Consider the following 22,311-nt stretch of genomic DNA (forward strand, 5'->3'; position numbering starts at 1 on the left):
GCCCGGTGCCTGGAGACAGGCACGCCGGGTGCGGGAGGCGGTCCGGGGAAACCCATTGGCGGCAACGCCAGCAGGGCGCCCTGGGCCGACCTCACAGCCAGGTAGGCCGACGGGAAGTCCTTCAGGTTGGAAGTGACGATCACCTGAGCTCCCGCCTTGATGGCCGCCGCAAGGACATGCCGATCGTCTGGATCCGGGAGCTTCAGGCCCTCAATGAGCGGTTCATGGCCCGTGATCAGGCAATCGCGGATCGCCGCGTTCATGCGCTCGCGGAGCACACGCCGCCTGCTCTCCTCGATCGGCCGCGCGGCCAGGGCCCGGTCAACCTCATCAAGAATCTGCTCCGTCCACCTGGCTTGCATGATCCGGGCCTGGCCAACCCGAATGAGCAGGTCGCGAAGAGTGTTGGGGTAGAGCACACACGCGTCGTAGACCACTACGAATGCCATCGGTCAGTCCAGTCCCAACTCCTGGTCGAGTCGCGTGAGTTCGTCAGCGGCGTCCTTGCGCCTGCTGTCGTCTTCGCGCAGGTAGCCCATGACGTCCTCAAAAAGGATTCGGCGGTGCCGGCCGACAAGCCTGAACGGGATCTCTCCGCGTTCCAGCAGCCCGATGAGGAACGGACGTGAGACGTTGAGCATCTCAGCCGCCTGCTGTGTCGTGACCTCTGCATTGACCGGCATGAGCTGGACACCCTGCCCCGCCGCCAGGGCAGCCAGGATCGCCGCGAACATCTCGACAGTCGGCCTGGGCAACACCAACGGATCGTCGGACCCGACCTCACCGCGGATGGTGACGTCGCCGCCGGATCCTCCGGTATGCGCCAGGTAGTCCTTGATCCGACGCAGTGCCCGCGCGGCGTCGCCGCTGTCGACGACTCCAGGCGAGATCTTGCGGCCCTCCGTTGCGGAAGCCATGGCGTACCTCCTTCGACTCCTATTCGCATTATTCGCAACAAACGAAGCATACGCAATGCTTCCACATGTTCGCCTCGGATCCACTGAACCTCGTCAGCTTCACTCAGACGAGTGGGCCCACCCCTCCGAGTCCGCTCTTCCGAACCGCCGAATCCAGGATCAGCGGAGACGCTTCCGTTGCACGCTGACACCGACGGCCTGCCGGAAATGCTCAGGCCGAACGTACGTGTGGCAGCCCACCACCCCACCTTCCGGCACGTCGACGGGCTGATCGACTGCTGGGAACTGATCGACCTCGCCGAGTTCGAGCAGAAGCTCCACTCGGGCTGGGTCGCCACCTCGCTCGAAGAGGGGCAAGGGCCTCGGTCCGCCACGTAGCGGCCGGCCCTCTGCCGCCGCCGGCACGGGATCGAGACCATCATCGACGAGGGCTTCCGGGTCCGGGCTTTCAAGCCGCTAGGGCACAATGCGGCGCAGTCAAAGATCATCCAGTCAGGTTGCTGGCCGGCTAAACTCAATAGCCAGCCAACGGCCAGTAGTGACAGGCTCGGCAGCATGACCTATGGAATCGAGCTCCACCCCGCCCGATGAGCGCGCAGGCCGGGGATGAAACCCCCGCCCCTTGGCCCTCCCTGTATTCATACGCGCTGGGCCTGTACGAATCGCAACCCGACGGTCGACTGCCCAAGCGTGGTTACCCCTTGCCGGAGCAGCCCCCGCAGAAGCACGGAAATCTGGGTTGGCGCGAAGCCAAAGCCAGTGTGCGCGTGGCTCTCACTCCCCTGCTGTCCGATCCGGACACGGCCCGCGCGGCCGACGAGGTCCACAGCAAGCTTCATGAGCTGGGAGTTGGGGACCGTCACATTCATGGGGCAATGGCCGATCTACCCCTGGACGACACAGCTGCGGCCCGTGCTCTTGGTCGTCGTCTTGCGCGCACCGGTACCAGCACGCCGGCCGTAAGCGTCGGCATCGCCCTCCTTGGCCGACTCGGGGAACCGGAGGACGTGCCCTACCTCAAGGTCCTCGGCCTACTGCGGGTCCTCACTCGCCCCGCGGTGGAAGCTCTCACCACCCTCGACTGCCCGACAGCAGCCCTCGTCTGGTTGGCCGACCGCGCAAGCCACCCGGCGCTACGCCACCTGATCGACGCCATCGCCTCACGCAACGACGACGAGGCACGCAACTGGCTGCTCAGCGCCCCCCTCGGCTCCGGTGCCGTCGGACCCTCAACCGCCCGCAGAATCGCCGAGGCCATCCAGCTCTCCGACGTGCTCAGCGAGGAGCAGGTCGACCCCCAGGTAGTGGCACAGGCCGGGCGCCTCCTTGCTCGGATGACAGGGCTGCGCGACTACCAGCCCGAGATCCTCAGCTACCAGCAGGCCACCACCGCCTACCGCGCCGTCATCGCACGCGCCACCCATCTGCCCCCGACGCTGGACCATTACGCCATCCTCCTGTCCCTGGCCCTCGACCTGCACAGCGGCCCCAGCGTGCTCCTCGACTGGCAACCGGAGCAGCGGAAAGCCCTTCTGGACGTTCTGGAAGGGATCCTGAGTACGCCGTCCTGGGCAGCCGTCCCGGAGCTCGAACCCGAAGATCCCGGCGAACGCCGCCGTGTCCACTGGGTGCGGCGCGCGGCGAAGCAACCCTTCAACCACCCGACGGCCTCACGGCTCCGGGTCGAGGCCACCGTGCGGGACCCCGCGGACCCGGACACGGTCGAGGTACGCCTGTTGCTCGACGGCCGGCCCCTGGTGCCCGAGGCATTCGGCAAGGGCCCGGCCAACTCCCCCGAGTACCTTCTCGACAGCGGCCGTCTGCGAGCCACAGCCGAAGCCCGGGAGGTACAACTCGCGGAGGCATACTGCACCGAGGGCTGCTGCGGCGCGCTCTACGTGACCATCTGCCGGGAACGCGACCAGGTCGTGTGGCGTGACTGGCGCCGCCCGCCTACGCGACACACCCGCGCAGAGCTCTCCGAGTACCGCTTCGAAGCGGTAACCTACGACGCCGAGATCGAGCGGGCCGAGAACGACCGGTCCTGGGCCTGGCCGGCACGGCTTACCGCCCGACTGATCGCCGCAGGACTCCGCGACCAGCCGGATCTCCTCACACGATGGGACAGCCGGGTCGGCTGGATCGGCACCGACTTCCTCGAGACGGATACGACCACGGTGTCCTTCACCTACTGGCCGGGCCTCGCCGCTGGACAGCAGGACAAGCAGGGCCCCTGGCTGCAGTTCATCTGGAGCGTCCCCGACGACGGCACACCTCCCGAGATCCAAGCCGCCGCAATGCTGCGCCGACTCGTCGAGCAGGACCCGAAGACCTACGCAGAGGTCCGTGGCGGGAGCGCTTCGCACGCGGAGGCACTCGGATTTCTCTGGCCCGAAGCAACAGGCTCAGGGGACACCTGCTGACAGAGCTCATCGGCAGCGCCGTCCCCGCTCCCAGAGCACTTCCAGGGCACACGGTAGCCGGCCACCAGCTCTACTGCCTGATGTGGCCCTGACCTGCTGCGTCGGCACGTGCCACAAACTGTCGCAACCCCAGCATCGTCAAGTCTCGCGCATGAGTTGATCACGTCAGGCAGAATGCTGGCGACATCGCGAAGCCTGACTGGAGGACTGCGGCGAGATGGCCGAGACGTCTGCGTTACCCACGGATGAGCTGCACGACGAGTCCGACGAGGTCGAGGCGGCCGGCCCGGAACGGCTGATCTACTTCTCGGACGCCGTGATCGCCATCGCCATCACCCTGCTTGCGCTGGAGCTGCCGGTCCCGGCCGAAAATGTCCACGGCAACGGCGGCGTCCTGCACTTCATGCGCGACCACCTGACCGAGTATCTGGCGTTCCTGATCAGCTTCACGGTAGTCGCCATGCACTGGCTCTTCCATCAGCGCCTGTTCCGCTACGCGAAGGGGCTGACGGGTGGCGCGGTCCGATGGAACCTGCTGTGGCTGCTCATGATCGTCATCATGCCTTTCGCAACCAAGCTGCTGACCAGCAAGGCCGACGCGTTCCAGGTCCAGTTCATCACGTACGCGACCGTCCAGGTTCTGGCGGGTCTGTTCCTCTGGCAGGCCTTCTCCGCACTGCAGCGGTCCGGGCTGCTGCGAGCGCACACCCCGCCCTTGGTGATCAGCGACACCCTGTCCTGGATCGCCGCAGTGATCCTGACGTTCGCGGCGTCGATACCCGTCGCCCTGGTCACCCACTCGGCCTCGCTGTGCTGGATGCTGCTCCCAGCGGTCCGCTTCGCCCTGCGCTTCGTCCGCCCGGGACCCCGCTGACTCACCTTGCCTTCGCGAGGTAGACGGTGTTGGCCGCCTCGCGCTGCTGCAGGGGGTTGTCGAAGGTGACGATCTCCGCCCGCACCTCGGCGAAGACCTGGGCCAGCGCCGCCATGAACTCCTGGTCGGGCGGGTCGTTGGACCAGAGTGCGAACACGCCGCCGGGGTGGAGCCCCTCGGCGAGGCGGCGCAGGCCCGTCGGTTGGTAGAGGTCGGCGTTGCCGGGGTGCAGGAGGTGGCGCGGCGAGTGGTCGATGTCGACGACGATGGCGTGGAAGCGCCGGTCGGGGTCGGCCGGGTCCAGGCCCGTCCCGTCCCGGACCATCGCGAAGAAGTCGCCCTGCACCAGTCGGCAGCGCGGGTCGGAGGCGAGTCCGGAGGGGATCAGCTCGCGCCGGTGCCATTCGATCACCTCGGCGAGCGCGTCCACCACGACCAGCGAGCGCACCGCCGGGCTCTCCAGCACAGCCTGGGCGGTGCAGCCCAGGCCGAGGCCGCCGACGACCACATCGAGGGTCATCTCCGCAAGGCCCTCCGGGTCCGCCAGTTCGGCCAGGGCCAGGCGTCCGAGTTCCAGCTCGGCGACGGTGAACAGGCTCGACATCAGGTACTCGTCGTTGAGCTTGATCTCGTAGACGTCCCGGTCCACGCCGCCCACGTCGGGGTAGCGACGGCGGCGCAGCGCGAGCTCACCCAGGGCCGTCCGGCGCCAGTCGAGCTCCTGAAAACGCACACTCACCTGTTCTCCCTCGTCCGTCCTGGGTACAGCTTGGCACTGCGCGGCGCCGCTCAGGCGTCCTCGGCGTCGACCACGGCGAAGCCGACGCCCTTGCAGGTCCCGCACAGCGCTCCGCCGGACACGCCGTCGCCGTGGCACTCGCCGCACAGCCCGTCGTGCCACAGCGTTCCGTCGAGCGCCAGGTGCGGCTCCGGGTAGTGCGTGTCGGCCAGCACGCACTCGACCTGCGTGAGCGCGTGTCGTCTGAGGCACAGGTCCCGTCCGGGACGCCGCCATCCACTGTCCGCTTCAGCCATGTCACCGCTCCTGCCACCCGCCACTGGGTCCATCCTTTCCCCAGCTTCGCAGGGGGGTCTGACAACGGCGCGGAAGATCACCGCCGCCGGTATTCCGCTTGAACGTCCGCCTCGACCCGTGTTAGCTCTCATCGTTTGAACCCACTGCCCGTCACGTACCCGGAAGGCTGACCCGCATGGTGCTCGGAGAGCTGGTCAAACTGCGGCCGATGGAGCCGTCGGACGCCGAGGCGCTGTGGCGGTGGAACCACGACCCCGAGGTCATGCGCTGGATGCAGGACGGCTACGCCCAGCCGCTGGCCCAGGTCCAGAAGCGGATGCAGGAGGAGCACCCCCGCAACTCGTACGAGAACGTGCTGTACGGGATCGAGACGCTCCAGGACGGGATGCTCATCGGCCTGGTCCGCCTGAGCGGCGCCGAACCGGAGACCGGTTGCGCCGAACTCGACATCTACCTCGGCGAGAAGGACTACTGGGGACGCGGCTACGCCACCGACGCGATGCGCACGATCTGCCGCTACGGCTTCCAGAAGATGCGCCTGCACAAGATCACACTGACCGTCGTCCCCGAGAACCATGCCGCGCACCACATCTACAAAAAGGTCGGGTTCGTCGAGGAGGGCAGGCTCCGGGAGGTGTTCCGGCGCGACGGCCGGTGGCACGACATGCTGACGATGGGGCTGCTGGAAGGCGAGCTCAGCGACTGAGTCCCGGGAATCCCGGTTCAGTCCGTCGAGCGTCCGAGGTAGGTGAGCGGGCGACCGGGATCTCGTGGAATCCCGGACAGTAGTAGAAGGCCCTGGGACAGTGAGCCTAGGAGCGCTCTCACAAGTGGTTCGCCCACTGTTGCCCTTCCCTCAGCGGTCCACTGCTGTTACTCTGATCTCAGTACGTGAGATTCGCCGCTTCTGGGCGCCCGTACTTCTGAGCACCACCGACTGTCCTCTGACGCAGCCCGTCCTTCTGTGACCGGCTTCCAGACGCAGTCCGCATCAACCACCTTCATCTGCACCGCAGGCCGCGCCGCAGTTCCGGGCGATGTTCGCCGACACCTGCCGCCGCCTGCCTCGCCCTGTCCGCGAGAGGACACCCACACCATGACCACCCTCCTTGAACCCCCAACCAAAACATCCGCATCACCCGAAACACCCGTCACCACCGTCACCGCAGGGGTCTTCGACCTCGCCACCGGCCGCAACGCCACCGGCGGCATCCTGCGCACCAGCGGCTACCTGCCCGGGCCCGGCGACGTGCGGATCACCGCACAGCAGATCCGCCGCTACGGCCTGCGCCGCGGCGACCTGGTCGAAACGGCCGGCGGCGGCATCGTCCGCGTCAACGGCCGGGCGCCCGAACTGGCGCTCAGGCGCCCGCACTTCGCGGACCTCACCCCCGTCCACCCGTACCAGCGGCTGCGACTCGAAACCGGGCCCACAGGACTCACCACCCGGATGATCGACCTGCTCGCACCCATCGGCAAGGGCCAGCGCGGACTGATCGTCGCTCCGCCCAAGGCCGGGAAGACGGCCGTGCTGCAGGCCGTCGCCGACGCCGTGGCCCGCAACCACCCCGAGTGCCGACTCATGGTGCTGCTGCTGGACGAGCGCCCCGAAGAGGTCACCGACATGCGCCGCTCGGTCCGCGGCGAGGTGCTGGCCTCCACCTTCGACCAACCCGCCCAGGAGCACACCGCCCTGGCCGACCTGGTCATCGAGCGGGCCAAGCGCCTGGTCGAAGCCGGGGAGGACGTCGTGCTGCTGCTCGACTCACTCACCAGGCTCTGCCGGGCCCACAACACCACCGCCACCACCGGCAGCGGCCGCACGCTCAGTGGCGGCGTGGACGCCGGCGCCCTGCTGGCGCCCAAGAAGCTCTTCGGCGCGGCCCGCAGCATCGAGGGCGGCGGATCACTGACCATCATCGCCACCGCCCTGGTGGAGACCGGCTCCCGGGCCGACGACTACTACTTCGAGGAGCTGAAGAGCACCGGCAACATGGAGCTCCGCCTCGACCGCACCCTCGCCTCGCACCGCGTCTTCCCCGCCATCAGCCCCGCCCCCAGCGGCACCCGCCGCGAGGAACTGCTCACCACCCCCGAAGAGCTGGACGCGATGCGCCGACTGCGCCGTGCCCTGCAGGCCCAGGGACCGCAGCAGGCCGTCGAGTTGCTGCTGGAACGACTGCGCAACACGGCCGGCAACGCGGAGTTCCTGACCCAGATCCAGCGCACCACCCCCGAGCCCGGCCGCAACACCAGCTCCCGCTGAACCGCCGCTTGTCACATCCGAGTTCAGGCCGACGCCGCGTAGAGCACGTCCCGCAGCCCAGGTACGGCCTCACGGTCGGCCCGCCACACCAGCCGCATCGACAGAGCATGCACCGGCAGATCCAGCCGGACCAGACTGCCCGACTCCAGCTCGGCCCGCACCGCGAACTCGGGCAGCAGCGCGATACCCAGCCCCTGCTGCGCACAGGCCCGGGTCAGCGCCACTCCCCCGGCGCGCACCCGATCCACGTCCGCACCGAGGAGCCGCTCCCCGGCCATCCAGAACGAGCAGGCCGGCGTGGTCACATACAACCGCTCCCCGACCAGGTCCGACCTGGCCAGCCCGGCCACCCCCGCCAGCGGATGCGCCGCACCGGCGACCAGCACCAGCGGCACCGGCTCCAGATCGACGAAGTCCAGCTCCACCGGCGGCAACCGGAACCCCAGCTCACCGAGCGGGCCCTCGGTGTCCAGCAGCAGCGCCGCGTCCAGCACACCGGAGGCGACCCCGGTCAGCAGTTCGTCCCGGGAGGCGTCCGAGCTGATGTCGACCCGCAGTTCGGGACAGCGGTCCGCGAGCCGGGCCAGCATCCCCGGCACATGGGTGGCCGCGATGGTCTCCAGCGCCCCGATCCGCAGCGGCGCCCGCGCGGCGACGACCTCGGCACGAGCCAGCTCGGCCTGGTCCAGCAGCCGCCGCGACCAGACCAGCATCCGGTCACCGGCCGGAGTCAGCGCCATCCCCCGAGGCGCCCGGTCGAACAACGCCACCCCCAACGACCGTTCCAGCGTCCGTATCTGCTCGGAAACGGACGAGGGCGCCATACCCAACGCCGCCGCCGCGTCGGTGACCGTACGGTGGTTGACGACTGCCTCGAAGGTGCGCAGATGCCGCAGTTCCATGGCCGGGCCAACCCGGCGCCACATTCGGATATTCCGAACGCAGCATCAGGCCGCGCCGGTGGAGTGCCCCGAAAACCGGCGCGACAGTGGCGACATGACCTCATCGATCACACCACTCGCCCAACCGGCACCCGCAAGGACACCCCCACCGGGCCGCCGCCGAGCCCTGCTCGGCATCTCCACCGCCTACTTCATGGTCCTCATCGACACCACCGTCCTGTCCGTCGCCGAACCCGATCTGGCCCGCTCCCTGGGCAGTTCGACCGCCGGACTGCAGTGGGCCTTCACCGGCTACACCGTGGTCTTCGCCGCCCTGCTGCTCTCCGGCGGCGCGATCAGCGACCGCTTCGGCGCACACCGCGCCTTCCGCACCGGCATCGCCGTCTTCGGCCTCGGCTCGCTGCTCAGCGCCTTCGCCCCGAACCTCTGGACGCTGGTGCTGCTGCGCGGAGTCCTCGGAGCCGCCGCAGCAGCAGCCGTCCCGGCCACACTCTCCATCATCACCAGGCTCTACCCGGTACCCGCCGAACGGGCCAGAGCCGTCGCCACCTGGGCCGCCATCAGCGGCAGCGCAATGGCCTGTGGCCCCCTGCTCGGCGGATTCCTGGTCGAACTGGACGGCTGGCGGGCAGTGTTCCTGATCAACGTCCCCCTGGCAGCACTCACCCTCGCACTCACCACCGGAACCCTGATCCAGGCCCCGCGCGGCCGCACCGCCATCGACTGGCCGGCCCAACTCGCCGCCTGCGCAACACTGGGACTGCTGACCGACGCACTGATAGCCCTCGGCTCGGGCTCAACGCTCCACGCCGCCTACTCCGGCACCGCAGCACTGGCCCTCGCCGTACTACTGGTCCGACTGGAACGGCGCAGCACCGCCCCGGTGATCTCCGCCGCACTGCTCCGAGCCCCGGGCATACCCGGGCTGCTGCTCGCCGGAGCCGCGGTCAACTTCGCGATGTCCGGCATGATCTTCGTCCTGCCCCTCCTCCTGCAACAGCAATGGCAACTCACCCCCCTGATGACCGGCCTCGCCTTCCTCCCGATGTCCCTCCCGCCCTCCGTCAACCCGCTCCTCACCGGCAGAATCGTGGCCCGGATCGGCCCCGCCAAACCGGTGCTGGGAGGACTCCTCCTGCTGGCCGCCGGCAGCCTGGCCTTCGGCGCCGCCATCCTCGTCGGCGCACCGTACGCGGGTCTGACGGTAGGCCTGCTCTGCTGCGGCTTCGGGGTCTCCTTCGCCCTCCCCGCACTGGTCGCGGCAGTGGTGACGACAGCCCCCGAGGGCACCGCCGGAGCAGCCGGCGGACTCCTCAGCTCAATCCGCCAGGTAGGAGCAACCATCGGAGTCGCGGCCATGGGCGCCTTTGTGACGGTAGGTCACCCCGGCACCGCTCCCTCCGCCTCCACCCACCCCCTGGCCTTGGCGGAACTGATCCCGGCCGCGGCCTGCGCCCTGTCGGCCCTGCTGGTGGCCCGCCACCGCAAGGTCACTACCTTGGGCCGATGACGACCAGACATCTCACCTTCGACCGCCTGCACAACTTCCGTGACCTGGGCGGCTACGCCGCAGCAGACGGCCGTACCGTGCGCTGGGGTCGGCTCTACCGCTCCGACTCGCTCGGCAAGCTCACCCCGGGCAGCGCCGACCACGACCGCTTTCTGGCCCTCGGCGTCCGCACGGTCATCGACCTCCGCTACCCGTGGGAAATCGAGCGCGCCGGCCGGGTCCCCGAGCAACCCGGTCTCGACTACCACAACCTCAGCATCGAGCACCGACCCTACGACCAGGCCGCGATCGACCCGACCGTCGACCCCTGGCGCCACCTCGCCGACCGCTACGCCGAAGTCATCGAGGACGGCGTGCAGGAGATCCGCCAGGCCCTGCACGTGATCGCCGCCGCAGACAGCCCCGACAGCGGCCCGCTGGTGTTCCACTGCGCCTCCGGCAAGGACCGCACCGGCCTGATCGCCGCCCTGGTGCTCACCCTCCTCGGCGTAGGCGAGGACGACATCCTCGCCGACTTCGCCCGCACCGAACTGGCCACCGACCGCCTCCTGGCCGACTACCGCGCCACCCACCCGGATCGCCACCACATCTGGCCCAGCTACGGCCGCGCCCCAGCCACGGTCATGCGCCACGTCCTCAACGACCTGACCGCCACCCACGGCTCCGTCCACACCTACGCCACCGACCGCCTGGGCGTGGACGCCGCATTGGTAACGGCGCTGCGGGAGCGGTTGCTGGAGTGAGGGGGTGACAGCGAGGACGCCCCACGCTTGCAACGGCAGCGTGTGGTGATGCGACTGGCCCGCCGTCTCCCGGGCTCACGCCCGGACAGAAGCGGCTCCGCCGCGCGACAAGGGCCGGGGGTGGGGCCGCTCTGGCGCGGAGCGCTTGGCGGTGGGCGGGGGCGGCGCTCCACGCGTGCAACGGCAGCGTGTGGGGGGCGTGCTGGGCGCCGTCTCCCGGGCTCCGCCCGGACAGACGCGGCTTCCTCCCCAAGCACTTCGTGCAGGGGATACCCCATGCGCGACAAGGGCTGGGGGCGGCCCGGGTCCGGCGCGGAGCGTGCGGCGGGGGCGCGGGGCTGGGCGAGTTCACCGTTTTGGGGTCACTCGACCTACTTTGGGGTCACTGCCTTGACGTCATATCGGACATAGCGGTCACATTTCGTCGGACGAGTGACCCCAAAGTAGGTCGAGTGACCCCAAAATCGGATGCATCACTCGAACCGGGGTCACTTTCGGGGCAAGGTGTCACTTGATCTTGCCCTTATGCCCGATTCATCCCGATGCTCGCGTACCAAAAGAGCCCCGGCGTACCAAAAGTGACCCTGGTTCAGCCAAAGACACACCGGAGGAACGTTTCTGCACCCCCGGCACCGGCGCGCCACCCGGCAACGCACGCCCCACCACCCCCTCCCCTCCGCGCAGTTGGCCGCGAGCGGAGCGAGCCACCCCAGCCCGGGACCGACCGACGTGCCCCACGGAGGCGACGGACGGCCAGCGGGAGCGAGCGCGCACGTCGGAGACGGGGTCGAGACGGGGGCTCGGCCGCAAGAGGCATCCCGAACCCCGCCGACCCGCCCCGCCTCCCCCGACCCCGACCCCCACAACTGGAAAGAGTGTTGACAGTTCATTGGTCTAGTCCAAAGATTGTCAATGTCCAGCCACAGGTCTCCACCAGTCACACCCCCACAGGAGAGCCCGCATGAGACGTACGACATCACCGTCCACCCCCCTACGCTCCCTCCTCACCAGCGCACTCGCCATTGCCGCCGCGACGGCGAGTGCGATGGTCGGCGGGGTCGGGACGGCGCAGGCGGCAGGTACCGGGACCCCACTTCCCGCGCATGTCTTCGCGCCGTACTTCGAGGCGTACAACGGCAGCAGCCTCACCTCGCTGTCGAGCCAGTCCGGCGCCAACTACCTCTCCATGGCCTTCATCCAGACCACCAGCGCCGGCTCCTGCACCGCCGACTGGAACGGCGTCAGCAGCACGCCCATCGCCGCCGCCAACTTCGGCAGCGACATCAGCGCCATCCAGGCCAAGGGCGGCGACGTGATCCCCTCGTTCGGCGGTTACACCGCCGACCACACCGGGACGGAGATCGCCGACAGCTGCACCGACGTCAACGCGATCGCCGCGGCGTACGAGAGCGTGATCACCACCTACAACGTCACCCGGATCGACCTCGACACCGAGGACAACTCGCTCACCAACACCGCCGGGATCGACCGCCGCAACAAGGCGATCGCCCTGGTCGACGCCTGGGCCGCGAGCAACGGGCGGACCGTGCAGTTCTCCTACACCCTGCCGACGACCACCAGTGGCCTGGCGTCCACCGGCCTCGCCGTGCTCCAGAACGCGGTGCAGAACAATGCCCGCGTCGACGTCGCCAACATCATGACCTTCGACTACTACGACGGCGCCACCCACGAGATGGGCAATGACGCCGAAAGCTCGGCCACCGGTCTCTACAACCAGCTCGCCACCCTCTACCCGACCAAGACCGCCGCCCAGCTCTGGGGCATGATCGGGATCACCCTGATGCCCGGCATCGACGACTACGGCGCGGCCGAGACCACCACCGTCGCCGATGCGAAGAACGTCGAGAGCTGGGCCGCCGGAAAGGGTCTGGCCAGTCTGTCCTTCTGGGCGCTGCAGCGGGACAACGGCGGCTGCGTCGGCACCGGCGGCTCCGACTCCTGCTCCGGAATCGCCCAGAGCGCCTGGGACTTCAGCCATGCGCTGGAGCCCTTCACCAGTGGCGGCAGCACCGTCCCGACCAATGACTTCTCGGTCGGCGTCGCCCCCGGCTCGGGCACGGTCGCCGAAGGGGCCTCCACCACCGCGACGGTGAGCACCGCGGTCACCTCCGGCAGCGCGCAGTCGGTCAGCCTCAGCACCAGCGGGGCCCCGACCGGCGTCACCGCCAGCCTCAGCCCGGCCTCGGTCACGGCGGGCGGCTCCGCCACGCTCACCCTGACCGCCTCGGCCACGGCCGCCGCGGGCACCTACCCGATCACGGTCACCGGCAGCGCGGCCTCCGGCAGCCACGCCGCGACCTACTCGCTCACGGTCACCGGCACCGGCGGGGGCGGGGGCGGCGGTTCCGGCTCACTGGTGAACGGGACCTTCGAGACCGGCAGCCTCAGCCCGTGGACCTGCCAGTCCGGCGGCGCCGTGGTCAGCTCCCCGGTCCACTCCGGCAGCCACGCGCTCCAGGTCGTGCCGACCGCGTCGCAGACCGGCCAGTGCGGCCAGACGCTGACGCTCGCGGCCAACCACAGCTACACACTGAGCGGTTGGGTCCAGGGCAGCTATGCCTACCTCGGCGTCAGCGGCGGGGCCACCGCCAGCACCTGGGCCAGCGGCACCGGTTGGACCAAGCTGACGGTGCCGTTCACCACCGGCTCCAGCGGGACCGTCACCGTCTACGTCCACGGCTGGTACGCCCAGGGCAACGTCTACGCCGACGACCTGACGGTCAGTTGACAACGGTCAGATAGCAGCGGTCAGTTAGCAACGGTCGATCAACAGCGGCCCGTCAGGACCGCACCGGAACGTTCAGCTGCACCGTGCCGGCGATGCCGAACATCAGCATCACCGGTACGGTGCCGCCGGCCTTCTGGCCCGCGGCCCTGACCGCCGCGGCGGCGCCGGCCGGCAGCACGATCGAGGGGTCCTTCACATCCGTCGGGGCGCCGAAGGCGGTGCTGGTCCCGGAGTCCAACCGGATCCCCGCCGTGGACAGCAGTCCCTCCCCAGCCGGCCCGCCGTTCAGCTGCGCCTGACCGCCGTCCACGGTCACCAGCCCGAGGTGCTCGGTGACCGGGCCCTTGTTGTCCACGGTGAACTGCAGGCTCGCCTTCCCCGACGCCGGGTCCAGCCGGAGCGTGGCCCCGGTCAGCGCCAGGTCCACGTTCCGCGCCTGCACGCTGTACGACACCCCGTCCGGGCCGCTGCTCAGCGTGGTCTGCGCCGACCCCGGCGCCGCCCGCTGGACCCCGTCCGACCCGTTGGCCGAGCAGCCGGCCAGCAGGCCCGCCGACAGCACGGCGGCCAGCGCGCCGACCGCGAGCAGCAGGCTGCGGGGGGATCTCCGTGGGTATCGCATCCTGTCAGTATGGTCCCCCGATCTGGGCAGCCCTCAGCGGGCCCCGGCGGGGGCGGCGACGGGTGCCCCGGCGGGTGCGGCGGCGAGCAGGCCGTGCTCCTCCGCCGCGTTCCACTGGCTCTTACCGGTCGGGTACCAGCGGCCCTCGCTCTCGCGGACCATGCCGTACTTCAACAGCCCGCTGACGTGCCTGCCGATGGTCTGCGGCTGGTACCCGACCGTCGCGCTGATCTCCTCGACCGTGGCGCCGCTGCGGTCCGACTCCAGCAGATGCCGCCAGGTGCGCGCCGCGGGGAGCCCGAGTCCGCCGTCCCGCAGCGCCGTCTGGAACAGCGGCCCGACGCCCTCCTCCACCGACGCGACGGCCGCCTCCGCCGCCTCCGCCTTCACCACCTTCGTCACCGGCACCGGCACCGGGACCGGGCCGGCAGCGGACCCGACCGGACGGGGCCTGCGGTTGACGGTGCGGTGCCTGCGCCCCTTCTGGGATTTGCTCATCAGTTTTCCCTGCTTCTGCTAATCGGCTGCATTCTGATAATCGGCCGGGCGCGGACCGGGCAGCAGTACATGCCGACCGGTCCGCGTGGGACGAGGCTCCGGGCATTCCGGTGCCGAACAGCCTTCCTGCCCGGGGCCGGAAACTGCCGTACCGGTAGCGAGGAGGAATCGCCGCCGATAGCACAGTCCCAGCGCCATGGAGCACCCACCGTCACCTGTTGGGTTCAACGAACCCGGAAACAACAGGAAACGGTTGGTGCCGGAACGGGCTCCAAGCCCACGCCGGTTTCGGTCATCCGGCCCAGCAAAGGCACGCGTTCGGGTGAAGGACCGACAAGACCGTTGCGGTCGGGTGGCCTGAGGCGTTGGACCGGCTGACGTTCTATCAAGGACTTCGTGTCAGCCACCCTCATTACGAGAAAGGACTCACGTCCATGAACACCAAGCGCAGCATGTTCGTCGCCGCCGCCGCAGTCAGCATGATCGCCGCTGGTGCCGGTGCCGCCTCGGCCAGCAGCACCGCCACCGGTGCTGCGACCAACTCCCCCGGCGTGCTCTCGGGCAACAACGTCGCCGTGCCGGTCCACGTGCCGGTGAACGCCTGCGGCATCACTGTCGACGTGATCGGCGCGCTGAACCCGGCCTTCGGCAACGACTGCAAGAACATCGGCTGATCTGAGTATCGGTCGACCAGGCCGCGGTGCCAGGTGATCTGAGGTCCCTGCCCTCACGGATCGCACCCGGCCGGGCACGGGCGAGAGGCGGGCCTTCCTTTCCTGGAAAGGCCCGCCTCTCGCCATTCCCACGCCATGGGGCCGTACGTGTGAATGCGCCGTGTCGCACCCGCCGGTCGCGCGGACCGCGCCGAAGTATCACCTGTAGGAGAACACTCCGGGGTGGGCACTGCAGAGAATCCACCACGGATGTTCCGTCACAGTGAAGGAGATCCGCATGGGTTCGATTCGCAAGGCCGCAGTGCTCGTGGGCGCCACCGGCGCCCTGCTGTTCGGAGCCACCGGTGCGGCCAGCGCGGACGCCAACGCCTACGGCGCCGCGTACGACTCCCCGGGCGTGCTGTCCGGCAATGTCGTGCAGATTCCGGTCGATATTCCGATCAACATCTGTGGAAACTCGATCAATGTCCTGGGAGTGGGCAACCCGGCGTTCGGGAACACCTGCATCAACGGCGAGGACGAGCACGGAACGTCGAAGAACGAGTGGCACGCGACCCACTGGGGCCACCACTCCTTCTGGAAGGACGACGAGAGCGACGAGGACTGCGACTAGCAGCCTTCGACCGGGCCCGCCGCATTTCTGCGGCGGGCCCGGTTTCTTCCGTCGAGGTGGAGACAGGAGTCGAACCTGTCTGTACGGCGTTGCATGCCGCAGCCTAACCACTCGGCCACTCCACCGGATATCGCTGACACTCTATCGCGGAGGAGAACTCGGCAACGGCGGAGAATCGCCATTGATTCGACCGAATAGACCGAATCGGCGTAATCCCGGGTGACCGCGAGGGGCTTCGTGCGTTAAGCAGAACATGACCAAGAACCGACTTCTCCTCATCACCGCCGCAGCCGCGTCGATCGTGGCGGCGGCAGCCCCGGGCGCCCAGGCCATGGACTCGAACGCGCCGGCCGCAGTCGCCGGTCTCGCCGGAAAGGCCGCCGGAGCCGCCGTACTGAGGGCCATGCCCCTCGCCTTCAGCGCCGTCGAGGACAAGTTGGGGCAGAAGCTCAACGACGTCCAGGGAACGGTGACCGCCGGAAAGGATGCCGTGGCAGACGTCAACGACCTCGTGAGCTGAGGGAACAGCGCCTTCCACGCCCCACCACACCTGTTCGGCTCACTGAAAGCCCCCAGTCACCCCGCTGGGGGCTTTCGACGGTTCGACGAAACGCAGGGCTCGATAAAGCGCAGGGCTCGATAAAACACAGGGTTCGATAAAACACAGGGTTCGACGAAACGCAGGGTTCGACGAAACGCAGAAGGAGGAACACGGTGGCGAGCGAGGCCCTGTCCCCACCCCGCGCGGTGCGGGCTCCCGATTCCAGAGGCACACCGCTGGCGTTCATGTACCACTCGGTCGACTCCTGTACCGCGGACACCGCGGACCCCTACCGACTGACCGTCAGCCCGCGCCGGTTCGCCGAGCAGATGCGGTGGATCCGCGACAGCGGGAGGCGGGGCGTGTCGATACTCCGCCTGCTGGAGGCCTGGCGGCACGGGCGCGGCGATGACCTGGTCGGGCTGACCTTCGACGACGGCTACGCCGACTTCGACCTGGTGGCGCGGCCGGTGCTGGAGGCGTTCGGTTTCACCGCCACAGTCTTCGTCGTCACCGGTCAGTTCGGCGGCCACAACAGCTGGGACGGCGACGCGCCCCGCAAGGAGCTGCTGAGCCGGCAGCAGGTCGGCGAACTCGCCGAATCCGGAATGGAGATCGGCTGCCACGGCTCGACCCATCGCCGACTTGTCGGTCTCACCGAACGGACTCTGGACTTCGAGGTGGTCCGCAGCCGGGAGGCCCTGGAGCAGGTGATCCAGCGACCGGTCCACGGCTTCTGCTATCCGTACGGCCGGTACGATCGCGCCGCGATGGCTGCGGTCAGGGACTCCGGCTACGGGTACGCCACCGGCGTGGAGCACATCGCCGACAGCGATCGCTGGTCGATCCCGCGCAGCTACGTCGGCGAGCTGGACACCGGTTGGCGGCTCCGGGCCAAGGAGCTCCGGCACCGCCTCCGTACCGTCCTCAGGGCCTCCCGCTGCTGAACGACACCACGACGCAGGAGGCGGCCGTCCGCTCCTGGAGCGGACGGCCGCCTGCCCGAAGAAAGAGCAGTACGGGAGCCGGGAGTCAGCCCGCGTTGGTCCCCGAGTTGCCGAAGGCCGGGTTGAGCACGCCGATCAGATTGGCGGTGTCCCCCACGATGTTGACCGGGACGTGAACCGGGACCTGAACATTGTTGCCGGAGCCGACACCCGGAGAGCAGGAGGCGTCGCCGACCGCGTGCGAGCTGGCGAAAGCCGCGCCGGCGCCACCGGTGATGACACCGGCGGCAGCAACGGTGACCAGGGCACCCTTGACAGCATTCTTCATTACTACTCCATTAATCAGTCTGCATCGGCCGGGCCGCACAGAAAACGGAACGTACGGCGGAACGTACGGCCGCTCACAACAGTTTCGGCGCCGAGGCGTAATTCACCCGGACGTAGCAGTCACCGCCACAGCCGACCACTCCGCTACAAGAGTGGTTGTGTCGCACTCAGCGCATCCACAACGCTTCCCCCGTCGTTCGCACGTTGTCCGATCCGCAGAGGACGGCAGAACACAAAGGACTATCGATGCGCAACGTGATGAAGACCGTGGCCCTCTCCGCCGCCGCTGTCGGCCTGGCCCTGTCCGGCGCCGGTGTTGCGGCCGCCGACTCCACGGCGACGGGAACGGCCTCCAACTCCCCCGGGTTCCTCTCCGGCAACCTGATCCAGGTTCCGGTGCACATCCCGGTCAACATCTGCGGCGACACCGTCAACGTGATCGGCCTGCTGAACCCGGCGTTCGGCAACAAGTGCGTCAACAGCTGACTCGTCGCTGAGCCACTCCGGAGGTCTGCGGCCGACGGCCGCAGACCTCCCGTGCCCACCTCACCAAGAGAGAAGAACATGCAGAACTTCAAGAAGGCCGCCGTGCTCGCGGTCGCCGCTTTCGGAACCGTGCTCGCCGGCGCCTCCGTGGCCTCGGCCGACGCCACCGCCACCGGTAGCGCCAGCCACTCCCCGGGCGTGCTCTCCGGCAACCTGGTCCAGGTTCCGGTGCACATCCCGGTCAACATCTGCGGTGACAGCGTCAACGTGATCGGTGCGCTGAACCCGGCGTTCGGCAACACCTGCGTCAACGAGCCCGACAACTGCTGAGACCTCCCCGAGGCAGTTGACGGTGCCCCCCCGAACGGAACGCCTCGGGGGGGCACCGCTGCCTGCGCCGCACGGAACCGGACCCACGGAATCGGAGCCTTTCCCATGGCAGTAGCACGGATCCTCGCCCTGGCGACCGGGACCACCCTGGTCCTCGGAGCCATGGCCGTCCAGCCCACCATCTGCTCGGCGGCCGACCTGGGCGCCGCCGGCCCCACGATGGCACTCCAGGAGCCGCAGGTGGTCCCCGCACTGGGCGGCCTGACCGGGGCGACCGGCCACACCGTCGGCCCGGTCAAGGACCTGCGCCTGGACCCGATGGCGGCGTCCTCCGCCGACCCGCTGTCGAACGCGGTCGCGCTGCAGCCCGACGGTCCCAAGGACAAGCCGCTCTCCACCGCCCTGCTCACCCAGTCGCTCAGTCAGGGCGGCGGCCTGGGCAGCCTGCCGGTGGTCGGCAAGGCCGCAGCCCTGCTCCCCGGCTGACGGACGCTCACGGACACAGCCGAGAGGGGCCCGACATCCCGTACCGGGATCTCGGGCCCCTCTCCGGTGCGGTCACCGGCTCAGTTCGAGAGCTCCTGCGCTGTCGCGTCGGCGGTGGCGATGAAGTCGCCGAGAGTGCGGCCCACCGGGCGCTGGGTGGATCGCTGGTCCATGGTCAGCAGCGCCGTCGGGTCGCTCACCAACTGGGGGCTGGTCAACTGCGGCTGCAGCTTGGTCAGGTCGAGCGTCTCCTGCGCGGGGGCGCCGGCCTGCGCGGCGCCGGGCCGCGGCACGGTGCCGGACCAGGTCAGCGGCTTACCCAGCGAGGCCGCCGATCCGACCGCCTTGATCGGCGCCTTCGGCAGCGACAGGTCGACGCCGTTCGGCTTGACGCTTCCGTCACCCGCCGCGGCAGGGGCCAGCAGATGCAGGTCCGGGGTCTCGTCAGCAGCCTGCAGCGCGGGCACCAGCGGCTGCGGCAGCAGCGCGTGCTCGTCCCGTGCCCCACCCTGCGCGGGGCCCTGGACGGGCAGGCCGGGCAGCGAACCCTGGACCGCGGTGGACGTGGTCGCACCCGTCAGCGGGGCCAGACCCTTGCCGAGCGGAATGTCGAAGGGGACCCGGGTTCCCGCTGCCGCCGCCTCCGCCGCACCGGCCTGATCCGGCGTCATGGCGGCTGCCGTGGCGACCTGAGCGCCGCCGGCCACCCCGGCACACGCCAGCAGGGCGACCACCGACACACGTGGGCTGAATTTCATTCTTATTCTCGCTTCCTCTTACTCCCGGACCGTTCCGCACCCTGACCCAACGAGCGAGGTAACAAGACAAACCCCTGTGTCACCTGTATGCCGCAGTGAAACCTCCGGCGAATACGCGGAACGGGTGAATACAGCAACCGGGCAAAGTATTAGGTAACCACTTCGCAACAGTTTCGTTAGCCCTGGTGAGCCCGTGCTCAGCGGGGCATGCGCAGTGTCGGCCAGCGCCGGTTCAGCGGTCCGAACCCTGGCTCCGGGTTGGATTTCGCTCTCGTTCTCGCGCACCGTCCATGCGACTGAAGCCGTTCGCATCAGGTTGACCGCGCAGGCTCATGTTCGTACTCAGACTCAACGACCGAAGGAATCGCTCATGCTGAAGAAGGCCCTCGCCGCCGCGGGTATCGCCGCCGCCGCCATCGCCGCGACCGCCGGCCCCGCCTCCGCCATCGGTGACTCGGACGGCTCCGCCACCGCGATGCAGGGCGCCGGCGGCACCAACGTCACCGGCACCTGGGGCGACCACAGCCCCAACTTCCACTTCCTGGACAACCCGAACATCTGCCTGCCCGAGGTCCACCACATCGCGGTCGGCCTCATCCCGGTCCAGGTCGACGTCCCGGTCGCCAACCAGCAGTCGCACCAGACCTGCAACATCGGCCAGGGCACCCAGAGCGTCGGCGACGGCCCCGCCTCGCACCTGATCGGCTGACCCGCCCCCAGGCAACCCTCGTACTCAGGAGATCCACCATGCTCAAGAAGACCCTCGGCACCGCCGGCTTCGTCGTGGCCGCCCTGGCGATGGCCACCGGCTCCGCCGCCGCCATCGGTGACTCGGACGGCTCCGCGAAGGCAGCTCAGGGCGACGGCGGCACCAATGTCACCGGCACCTGGGGCAACCACAGCCCCAACTTCCACACCCTGGACAACCCGAACATCTGCCTGCCCGAGGTCCACCACGTCGTGGTCGGCCTCATCCCGGTCCAGGTCGACGTCCCGGTCCTGAACCAGCAGGCCCACCAGACCTGCAACATCGGCCAGGCGGCCCAGAGCCACGGCGACGCCCCGCTCTCCCACCTGATCGGCTGACCTGCCCCACCCCCATCCCTCACCCATCCGAAGGAGCAACACCGTGCTGAAGAAGACTTTCGCGACCGCGGGTCTCGTTCTCTCCGCAACCGCCATGGCGATGTCCCCGGCCGCGGCTCTGGGCAACAGCGACGGCTCCGCCACCGCGATGCAGGGCGCCGGCGGCACCAACGTCACCGGCACCTGGGGCGACCACAGCCCCAACTTCCACACCCTGGACAACCCGAACATCTGCCTGCCCGAGGTCCACCACGTGGCGGTCGGGCTCATCCCGGTCCAGGTCGACGTGCCGGTCCTGAACCAGCAGGGTCACCAGACCTGCAACGTCGGCCAGGCCACCCAGAGCGACGGCGACGCCCCGCTCTCGCACCTGATCGGCTGAGGTCGGCCACCGAAGGCCAGGCGTAGGGGTCCAAGTCGGCCGGGGCAGGCGAAATCATCCGCCGCCCCGGCCGCCTTCTGTTCTCCGTACCGTCCCAGGAGAGTCAGCCGTGCAGCAACCGGGCCGCCTCGACGGCCCAGTAGGTGAGCACCTGGTTGGCCCCGGCCCTGCGGATCGAGGTCAGCGTCTCCATGATCGCCCGCTCCCGGTCGATCCAGCCGTTCGCGGCCGCGGCCTCGACCATCGAGTACTCGCCGGACACCTGGTAGGCGGCCACCGGCACCGGGCTCACCTCGGCGACCTGCCGCAGGATGTCCAGGTACGACATGGCGGGCTTGACCATCACCAGGTCCGCGCCCTCGGCCAGGTCAAGCTCCAGCTCGCGCAGGGCCTCCCGGGCATTGGACGGGTCCTGCTGGTAGCTCTTGCGGTCCCCCTTCAGGGAGGACCCGACAGCCTCCCGGAACGGGCCGTAGAAGGCCGAGGCGTACTTGGCGGTGTAGGCCAGCACGGACACGTCCTGGTGCCCTGCCTGGTCCAGCGCCGCACGCACGACCGCGATCTGACCGTCCATCATCCCGGAGGGGCCGACCATGTGGACGCCCGCGTCGGCCTGCACCACGGCCATCTCGGCGTAGCGCTCCAGGGTCGCGTCGTTGTCGACGGAGCCGTCCGCGGCGAGCACCCCGCAGTGGCCGTGGTCGGTGTACTCGTCCAGGCACAGGTCGGACATGATCACGACCTGGTCGCCGACCTCCGCGACGACGTCCCGGATGGCCTGCTGCAGGATTCCGTCCGGGTTGGTGCCCTCGGACCCGATCGCGTCCTGCACGGCCGGCACCCCGAACAGCATCAGCCCGCCGACGCCGGCCTCGGCGGCCTCCACGGCGGCCTTCCGCAGGGTGTCCCTGGTGTGCTGGACCACGCCGGGCATCGCACTGATCGGCACCGGCGCGGGGACGCCCTCCCGGACGAACAACGGCAGGATCAGCTCCGCGGGGTGCAGTCGCGTCTCAGCGACCAAGCGCCGTACGGCGGGAGTCGTCCGCAGGCGGCGAGGCCTGACCACCGGAATCTGAACGCCCATCACATACTCCTAGAAGTAGCTGCAACCACCTGGGGGCGCGGGGCTGTGCTCATT

28 protein-coding genes and 1 tRNA gene are annotated in these 22,311 nt (G+C 69.1%); 18 read left to right on the plus strand and 11 right to left on the minus strand.

Annotation, left to right across the window (positions count from 1 at the left end; genetic code table 11):
- Positions 1-449, minus strand: a 449-nt coding sequence (locus ABH941_RS29690; RefSeq protein ID WP_370132654.1) for a PIN domain-containing protein, incomplete at its 3' end; no start/stop codon positions are given.
- A 3-nt stretch (positions 450-452) separates the two neighbouring features.
- Positions 453-917, minus strand: coding sequence for a helix-turn-helix domain-containing protein (locus ABH941_RS29695; protein ID WP_370132655.1), 465 nt, complete (start codon positions 915-917; stop codon positions 453-455).
- 177 nt (positions 918-1,094) lie between these two features.
- Between ABH941_RS29695 and ABH941_RS29700 the strand changes: the two genes are divergently transcribed.
- The 3 genes from ABH941_RS29700 (at position 1,095) to ABH941_RS29710 (ending at position 4,214) form a co-directional block, all read left to right on the plus strand.
- Complete coding sequence (locus tag ABH941_RS29700; protein WP_370132656.1) at positions 1,095-1,295, plus strand: hypothetical protein; 201 nt, start codon at positions 1,095-1,097, stop codon at positions 1,293-1,295.
- A 497-nt stretch (positions 1,296-1,792) separates the two neighbouring features.
- Positions 1,793-3,340 (plus strand): hypothetical protein, encoded by a 1,548-nt coding sequence (locus ABH941_RS29705; RefSeq protein WP_370132657.1) that lies wholly within the window; start codon positions 1,793-1,795, stop codon positions 3,338-3,340.
- A gap of 217 nt (positions 3,341-3,557) precedes the next feature.
- Positions 3,558-4,214 carry a TMEM175 family protein gene (locus tag ABH941_RS29710; RefSeq protein WP_370132658.1) on the plus strand — a complete coding sequence of 219 codons (657 nt, stop codon included), beginning with the start codon at positions 3,558-3,560 and terminating at the stop codon, positions 4,212-4,214.
- Between the two features lies 1 nt (position 4,215).
- Here the strand turns inward: ABH941_RS29710 and ABH941_RS29715 are convergent, their stop codons facing one another.
- Both ABH941_RS29715 and ABH941_RS29720 read right to left on the minus strand, forming a co-directional pair.
- A complete protein-coding gene (locus ABH941_RS29715) occupies positions 4,216-4,953 on the minus strand; it encodes a spermidine synthase (protein WP_370132659.1) in 738 nt (245 codons plus the stop codon).
- Between the two features lie 50 nt (positions 4,954-5,003).
- Entirely contained in the window at positions 5,004-5,249 is a 246-nt protein-coding gene (locus ABH941_RS29720) for a hypothetical protein (RefSeq protein ID WP_370132660.1), read from the minus strand.
- A 176-nt stretch (positions 5,250-5,425) separates the two neighbouring features.
- On the opposite strand from ABH941_RS29720, the gene ABH941_RS29725 reads away from it, so the two are divergent.
- Positions 5,426-5,956: a GNAT family N-acetyltransferase gene (locus ABH941_RS29725; protein WP_370132661.1), complete on the plus strand. Its 531-nt coding sequence runs from the start codon at positions 5,426-5,428 to the stop codon at positions 5,954-5,956.
- Positions 5,957-6,346: 390 nt separating this feature from the next.
- Positions 6,347-7,516 carry a transcription termination factor Rho gene (gene rho, locus ABH941_RS29730; RefSeq protein WP_370132662.1) on the plus strand — a complete coding sequence of 390 codons (1,170 nt, stop codon included), beginning with the start codon at positions 6,347-6,349 and terminating at the stop codon, positions 7,514-7,516.
- A gap of 23 nt (positions 7,517-7,539) precedes the next feature.
- On the opposite strand, the gene ABH941_RS29735 is transcribed toward rho, so the two are convergent.
- The gene (locus ABH941_RS29735; protein ID WP_370132663.1) at positions 7,540-8,418 is read right to left on the minus strand and encodes a LysR family transcriptional regulator; all 879 of its coding nucleotides are present in this window, start codon (positions 8,416-8,418) and stop codon (positions 7,540-7,542) included.
- A 94-nt stretch (positions 8,419-8,512) separates the two neighbouring features.
- Here ABH941_RS29735 and ABH941_RS29740 point away from each other — a divergent pair, with 94 nt between their 5' ends.
- The 3 genes from ABH941_RS29740 to ABH941_RS29750 all read left to right on the plus strand — a co-directional run bounded on the left by ABH941_RS29740 (position 8,513) and on the right by ABH941_RS29750 (position 13,420).
- Entirely contained in the window at positions 8,513-9,928 is a 1,416-nt protein-coding gene (locus ABH941_RS29740; protein WP_370132664.1) for an MFS transporter, read from the plus strand.
- On the plus strand, positions 9,925-10,671 hold the full coding sequence (locus ABH941_RS29745) for a tyrosine-protein phosphatase (protein WP_370132665.1): 747 nt from the start codon (positions 9,925-9,927) through the stop codon (positions 10,669-10,671). The genes ABH941_RS29740 and ABH941_RS29745 overlap by 4 nt, the downstream gene beginning before the upstream one ends.
- A gap of 961 nt (positions 10,672-11,632) precedes the next feature.
- Complete coding sequence (locus tag ABH941_RS29750; RefSeq protein ID WP_370132666.1) at positions 11,633-13,420, plus strand: carbohydrate binding domain-containing protein; 1,788 nt, start codon at positions 11,633-11,635, stop codon at positions 13,418-13,420.
- Positions 13,421-13,472: 52 nt separating this feature from the next.
- On the opposite strand, the gene ABH941_RS29755 is transcribed toward ABH941_RS29750, so the two are convergent.
- On the minus strand, positions 13,473-14,042 hold the full coding sequence (locus ABH941_RS29755; RefSeq protein WP_370132667.1) for a hypothetical protein: 570 nt from the start codon (positions 14,040-14,042) through the stop codon (positions 13,473-13,475).
- A 33-nt stretch (positions 14,043-14,075) separates the two neighbouring features.
- Complete coding sequence (locus ABH941_RS29760; RefSeq protein ID WP_370132668.1) at positions 14,076-14,540, minus strand: hypothetical protein; 465 nt, start codon at positions 14,538-14,540, stop codon at positions 14,076-14,078.
- A 434-nt stretch (positions 14,541-14,974) separates the two neighbouring features.
- On the opposite strand from ABH941_RS29760, the gene ABH941_RS29765 reads away from it, so the two are divergent.
- Together ABH941_RS29765 and ABH941_RS29770 are read left to right on the plus strand one after the other, a co-directional pair.
- The gene (locus ABH941_RS29765) at positions 14,975-15,214 is read left to right on the plus strand and encodes a chaplin (protein ID WP_370132669.1); all 240 of its coding nucleotides are present in this window, start codon (positions 14,975-14,977) and stop codon (positions 15,212-15,214) included.
- 277 nt (positions 15,215-15,491) lie between these two features.
- Positions 15,492-15,827 carry a chaplin gene (locus ABH941_RS29770; RefSeq protein WP_370132670.1) on the plus strand — a complete coding sequence of 112 codons (336 nt, stop codon included), beginning with the start codon at positions 15,492-15,494 and terminating at the stop codon, positions 15,825-15,827.
- A 54-nt stretch (positions 15,828-15,881) separates the two neighbouring features.
- Here the strand turns inward: ABH941_RS29770 and ABH941_RS29775 are convergent.
- Positions 15,882-15,952, minus strand: a tRNA-Cys gene (locus tag ABH941_RS29775).
- A gap of 128 nt (positions 15,953-16,080) precedes the next feature.
- Here ABH941_RS29775 and ABH941_RS29780 point away from each other — a divergent pair.
- Together ABH941_RS29780 and ABH941_RS29785 are read left to right on the plus strand one after the other, a co-directional pair.
- Positions 16,081-16,347 (plus strand): hypothetical protein, encoded by a 267-nt coding sequence (locus ABH941_RS29780; RefSeq protein WP_370132671.1) that lies wholly within the window; start codon positions 16,081-16,083, stop codon positions 16,345-16,347.
- 194 nt (positions 16,348-16,541) lie between these two features.
- Positions 16,542-17,315 (plus strand): polysaccharide deacetylase family protein, encoded by a 774-nt coding sequence (locus ABH941_RS29785; protein ID WP_370132672.1) that lies wholly within the window; start codon positions 16,542-16,544, stop codon positions 17,313-17,315.
- An 85-nt stretch (positions 17,316-17,400) separates the two neighbouring features.
- On the opposite strand, the gene ABH941_RS29790 is transcribed toward ABH941_RS29785, so the two are convergent.
- Positions 17,401-17,643 carry a chaplin gene (locus ABH941_RS29790; protein WP_370132673.1) on the minus strand — a complete coding sequence of 81 codons (243 nt, stop codon included), beginning with the start codon at positions 17,641-17,643 and terminating at the stop codon, positions 17,401-17,403.
- Between the two features lie 245 nt (positions 17,644-17,888).
- Between ABH941_RS29790 and ABH941_RS29795 the strand changes: the two genes are divergently transcribed.
- The 3 genes from ABH941_RS29795 to ABH941_RS29805 all read left to right on the plus strand — a co-directional run bounded on the left by ABH941_RS29795 (position 17,889) and on the right by ABH941_RS29805 (position 18,944).
- On the plus strand, positions 17,889-18,128 hold the full coding sequence (locus ABH941_RS29795) for a chaplin (RefSeq protein ID WP_370132674.1): 240 nt from the start codon (positions 17,889-17,891) through the stop codon (positions 18,126-18,128).
- A gap of 78 nt (positions 18,129-18,206) precedes the next feature.
- Positions 18,207-18,458, plus strand: coding sequence for a chaplin (locus tag ABH941_RS29800; RefSeq protein WP_370132675.1), 252 nt, complete (start codon positions 18,207-18,209; stop codon positions 18,456-18,458).
- A 105-nt stretch (positions 18,459-18,563) separates the two neighbouring features.
- A complete protein-coding gene (locus ABH941_RS29805) occupies positions 18,564-18,944 on the plus strand; it encodes a hypothetical protein (RefSeq protein ID WP_370132676.1) in 381 nt (126 codons plus the stop codon).
- A gap of 80 nt (positions 18,945-19,024) precedes the next feature.
- Here ABH941_RS29805 and ABH941_RS29810 read toward each other — a convergent pair whose 3' ends face one another.
- Complete coding sequence (locus ABH941_RS29810) at positions 19,025-19,702, minus strand: hypothetical protein (RefSeq protein WP_370132677.1); 678 nt, start codon at positions 19,700-19,702, stop codon at positions 19,025-19,027.
- A gap of 370 nt (positions 19,703-20,072) precedes the next feature.
- Here ABH941_RS29810 and ABH941_RS29815 point away from each other — a divergent pair, with 370 nt between their 5' ends.
- From ABH941_RS29815 to ABH941_RS29825, 3 genes are read left to right on the plus strand one after another with little or no spacing between them, the layout of a single operon-like run.
- Positions 20,073-20,411 (plus strand): rodlet layer protein, encoded by a 339-nt coding sequence (locus tag ABH941_RS29815; protein ID WP_370132678.1) that lies wholly within the window; start codon positions 20,073-20,075, stop codon positions 20,409-20,411.
- A gap of 38 nt (positions 20,412-20,449) precedes the next feature.
- On the plus strand, positions 20,450-20,788 hold the full coding sequence (locus ABH941_RS29820) for a rodlet layer protein (RefSeq protein WP_370132679.1): 339 nt from the start codon (positions 20,450-20,452) through the stop codon (positions 20,786-20,788).
- A 43-nt stretch (positions 20,789-20,831) separates the two neighbouring features.
- Complete coding sequence (locus ABH941_RS29825) at positions 20,832-21,170, plus strand: rodlet layer protein (protein WP_134003504.1); 339 nt, start codon at positions 20,832-20,834, stop codon at positions 21,168-21,170.
- A 103-nt stretch (positions 21,171-21,273) separates the two neighbouring features.
- Here ABH941_RS29825 and hemB read toward each other — a convergent pair whose 3' ends face one another.
- Positions 21,274-22,257, minus strand: a complete 984-nt coding sequence (gene hemB, locus ABH941_RS29830; RefSeq protein ID WP_370132680.1) for a porphobilinogen synthase — start codon at positions 22,255-22,257, stop codon at positions 21,274-21,276.
- Between the last annotated feature and the right edge of the window lie 54 nt (positions 22,258-22,311).

Source organism: Streptacidiphilus sp. EB103A, from assembly GCF_041261405.1.
In the GTDB taxonomy this organism is placed as follows: domain Bacteria; phylum Actinomycetota; class Actinomycetes; order Streptomycetales; family Streptomycetaceae; genus Streptacidiphilus.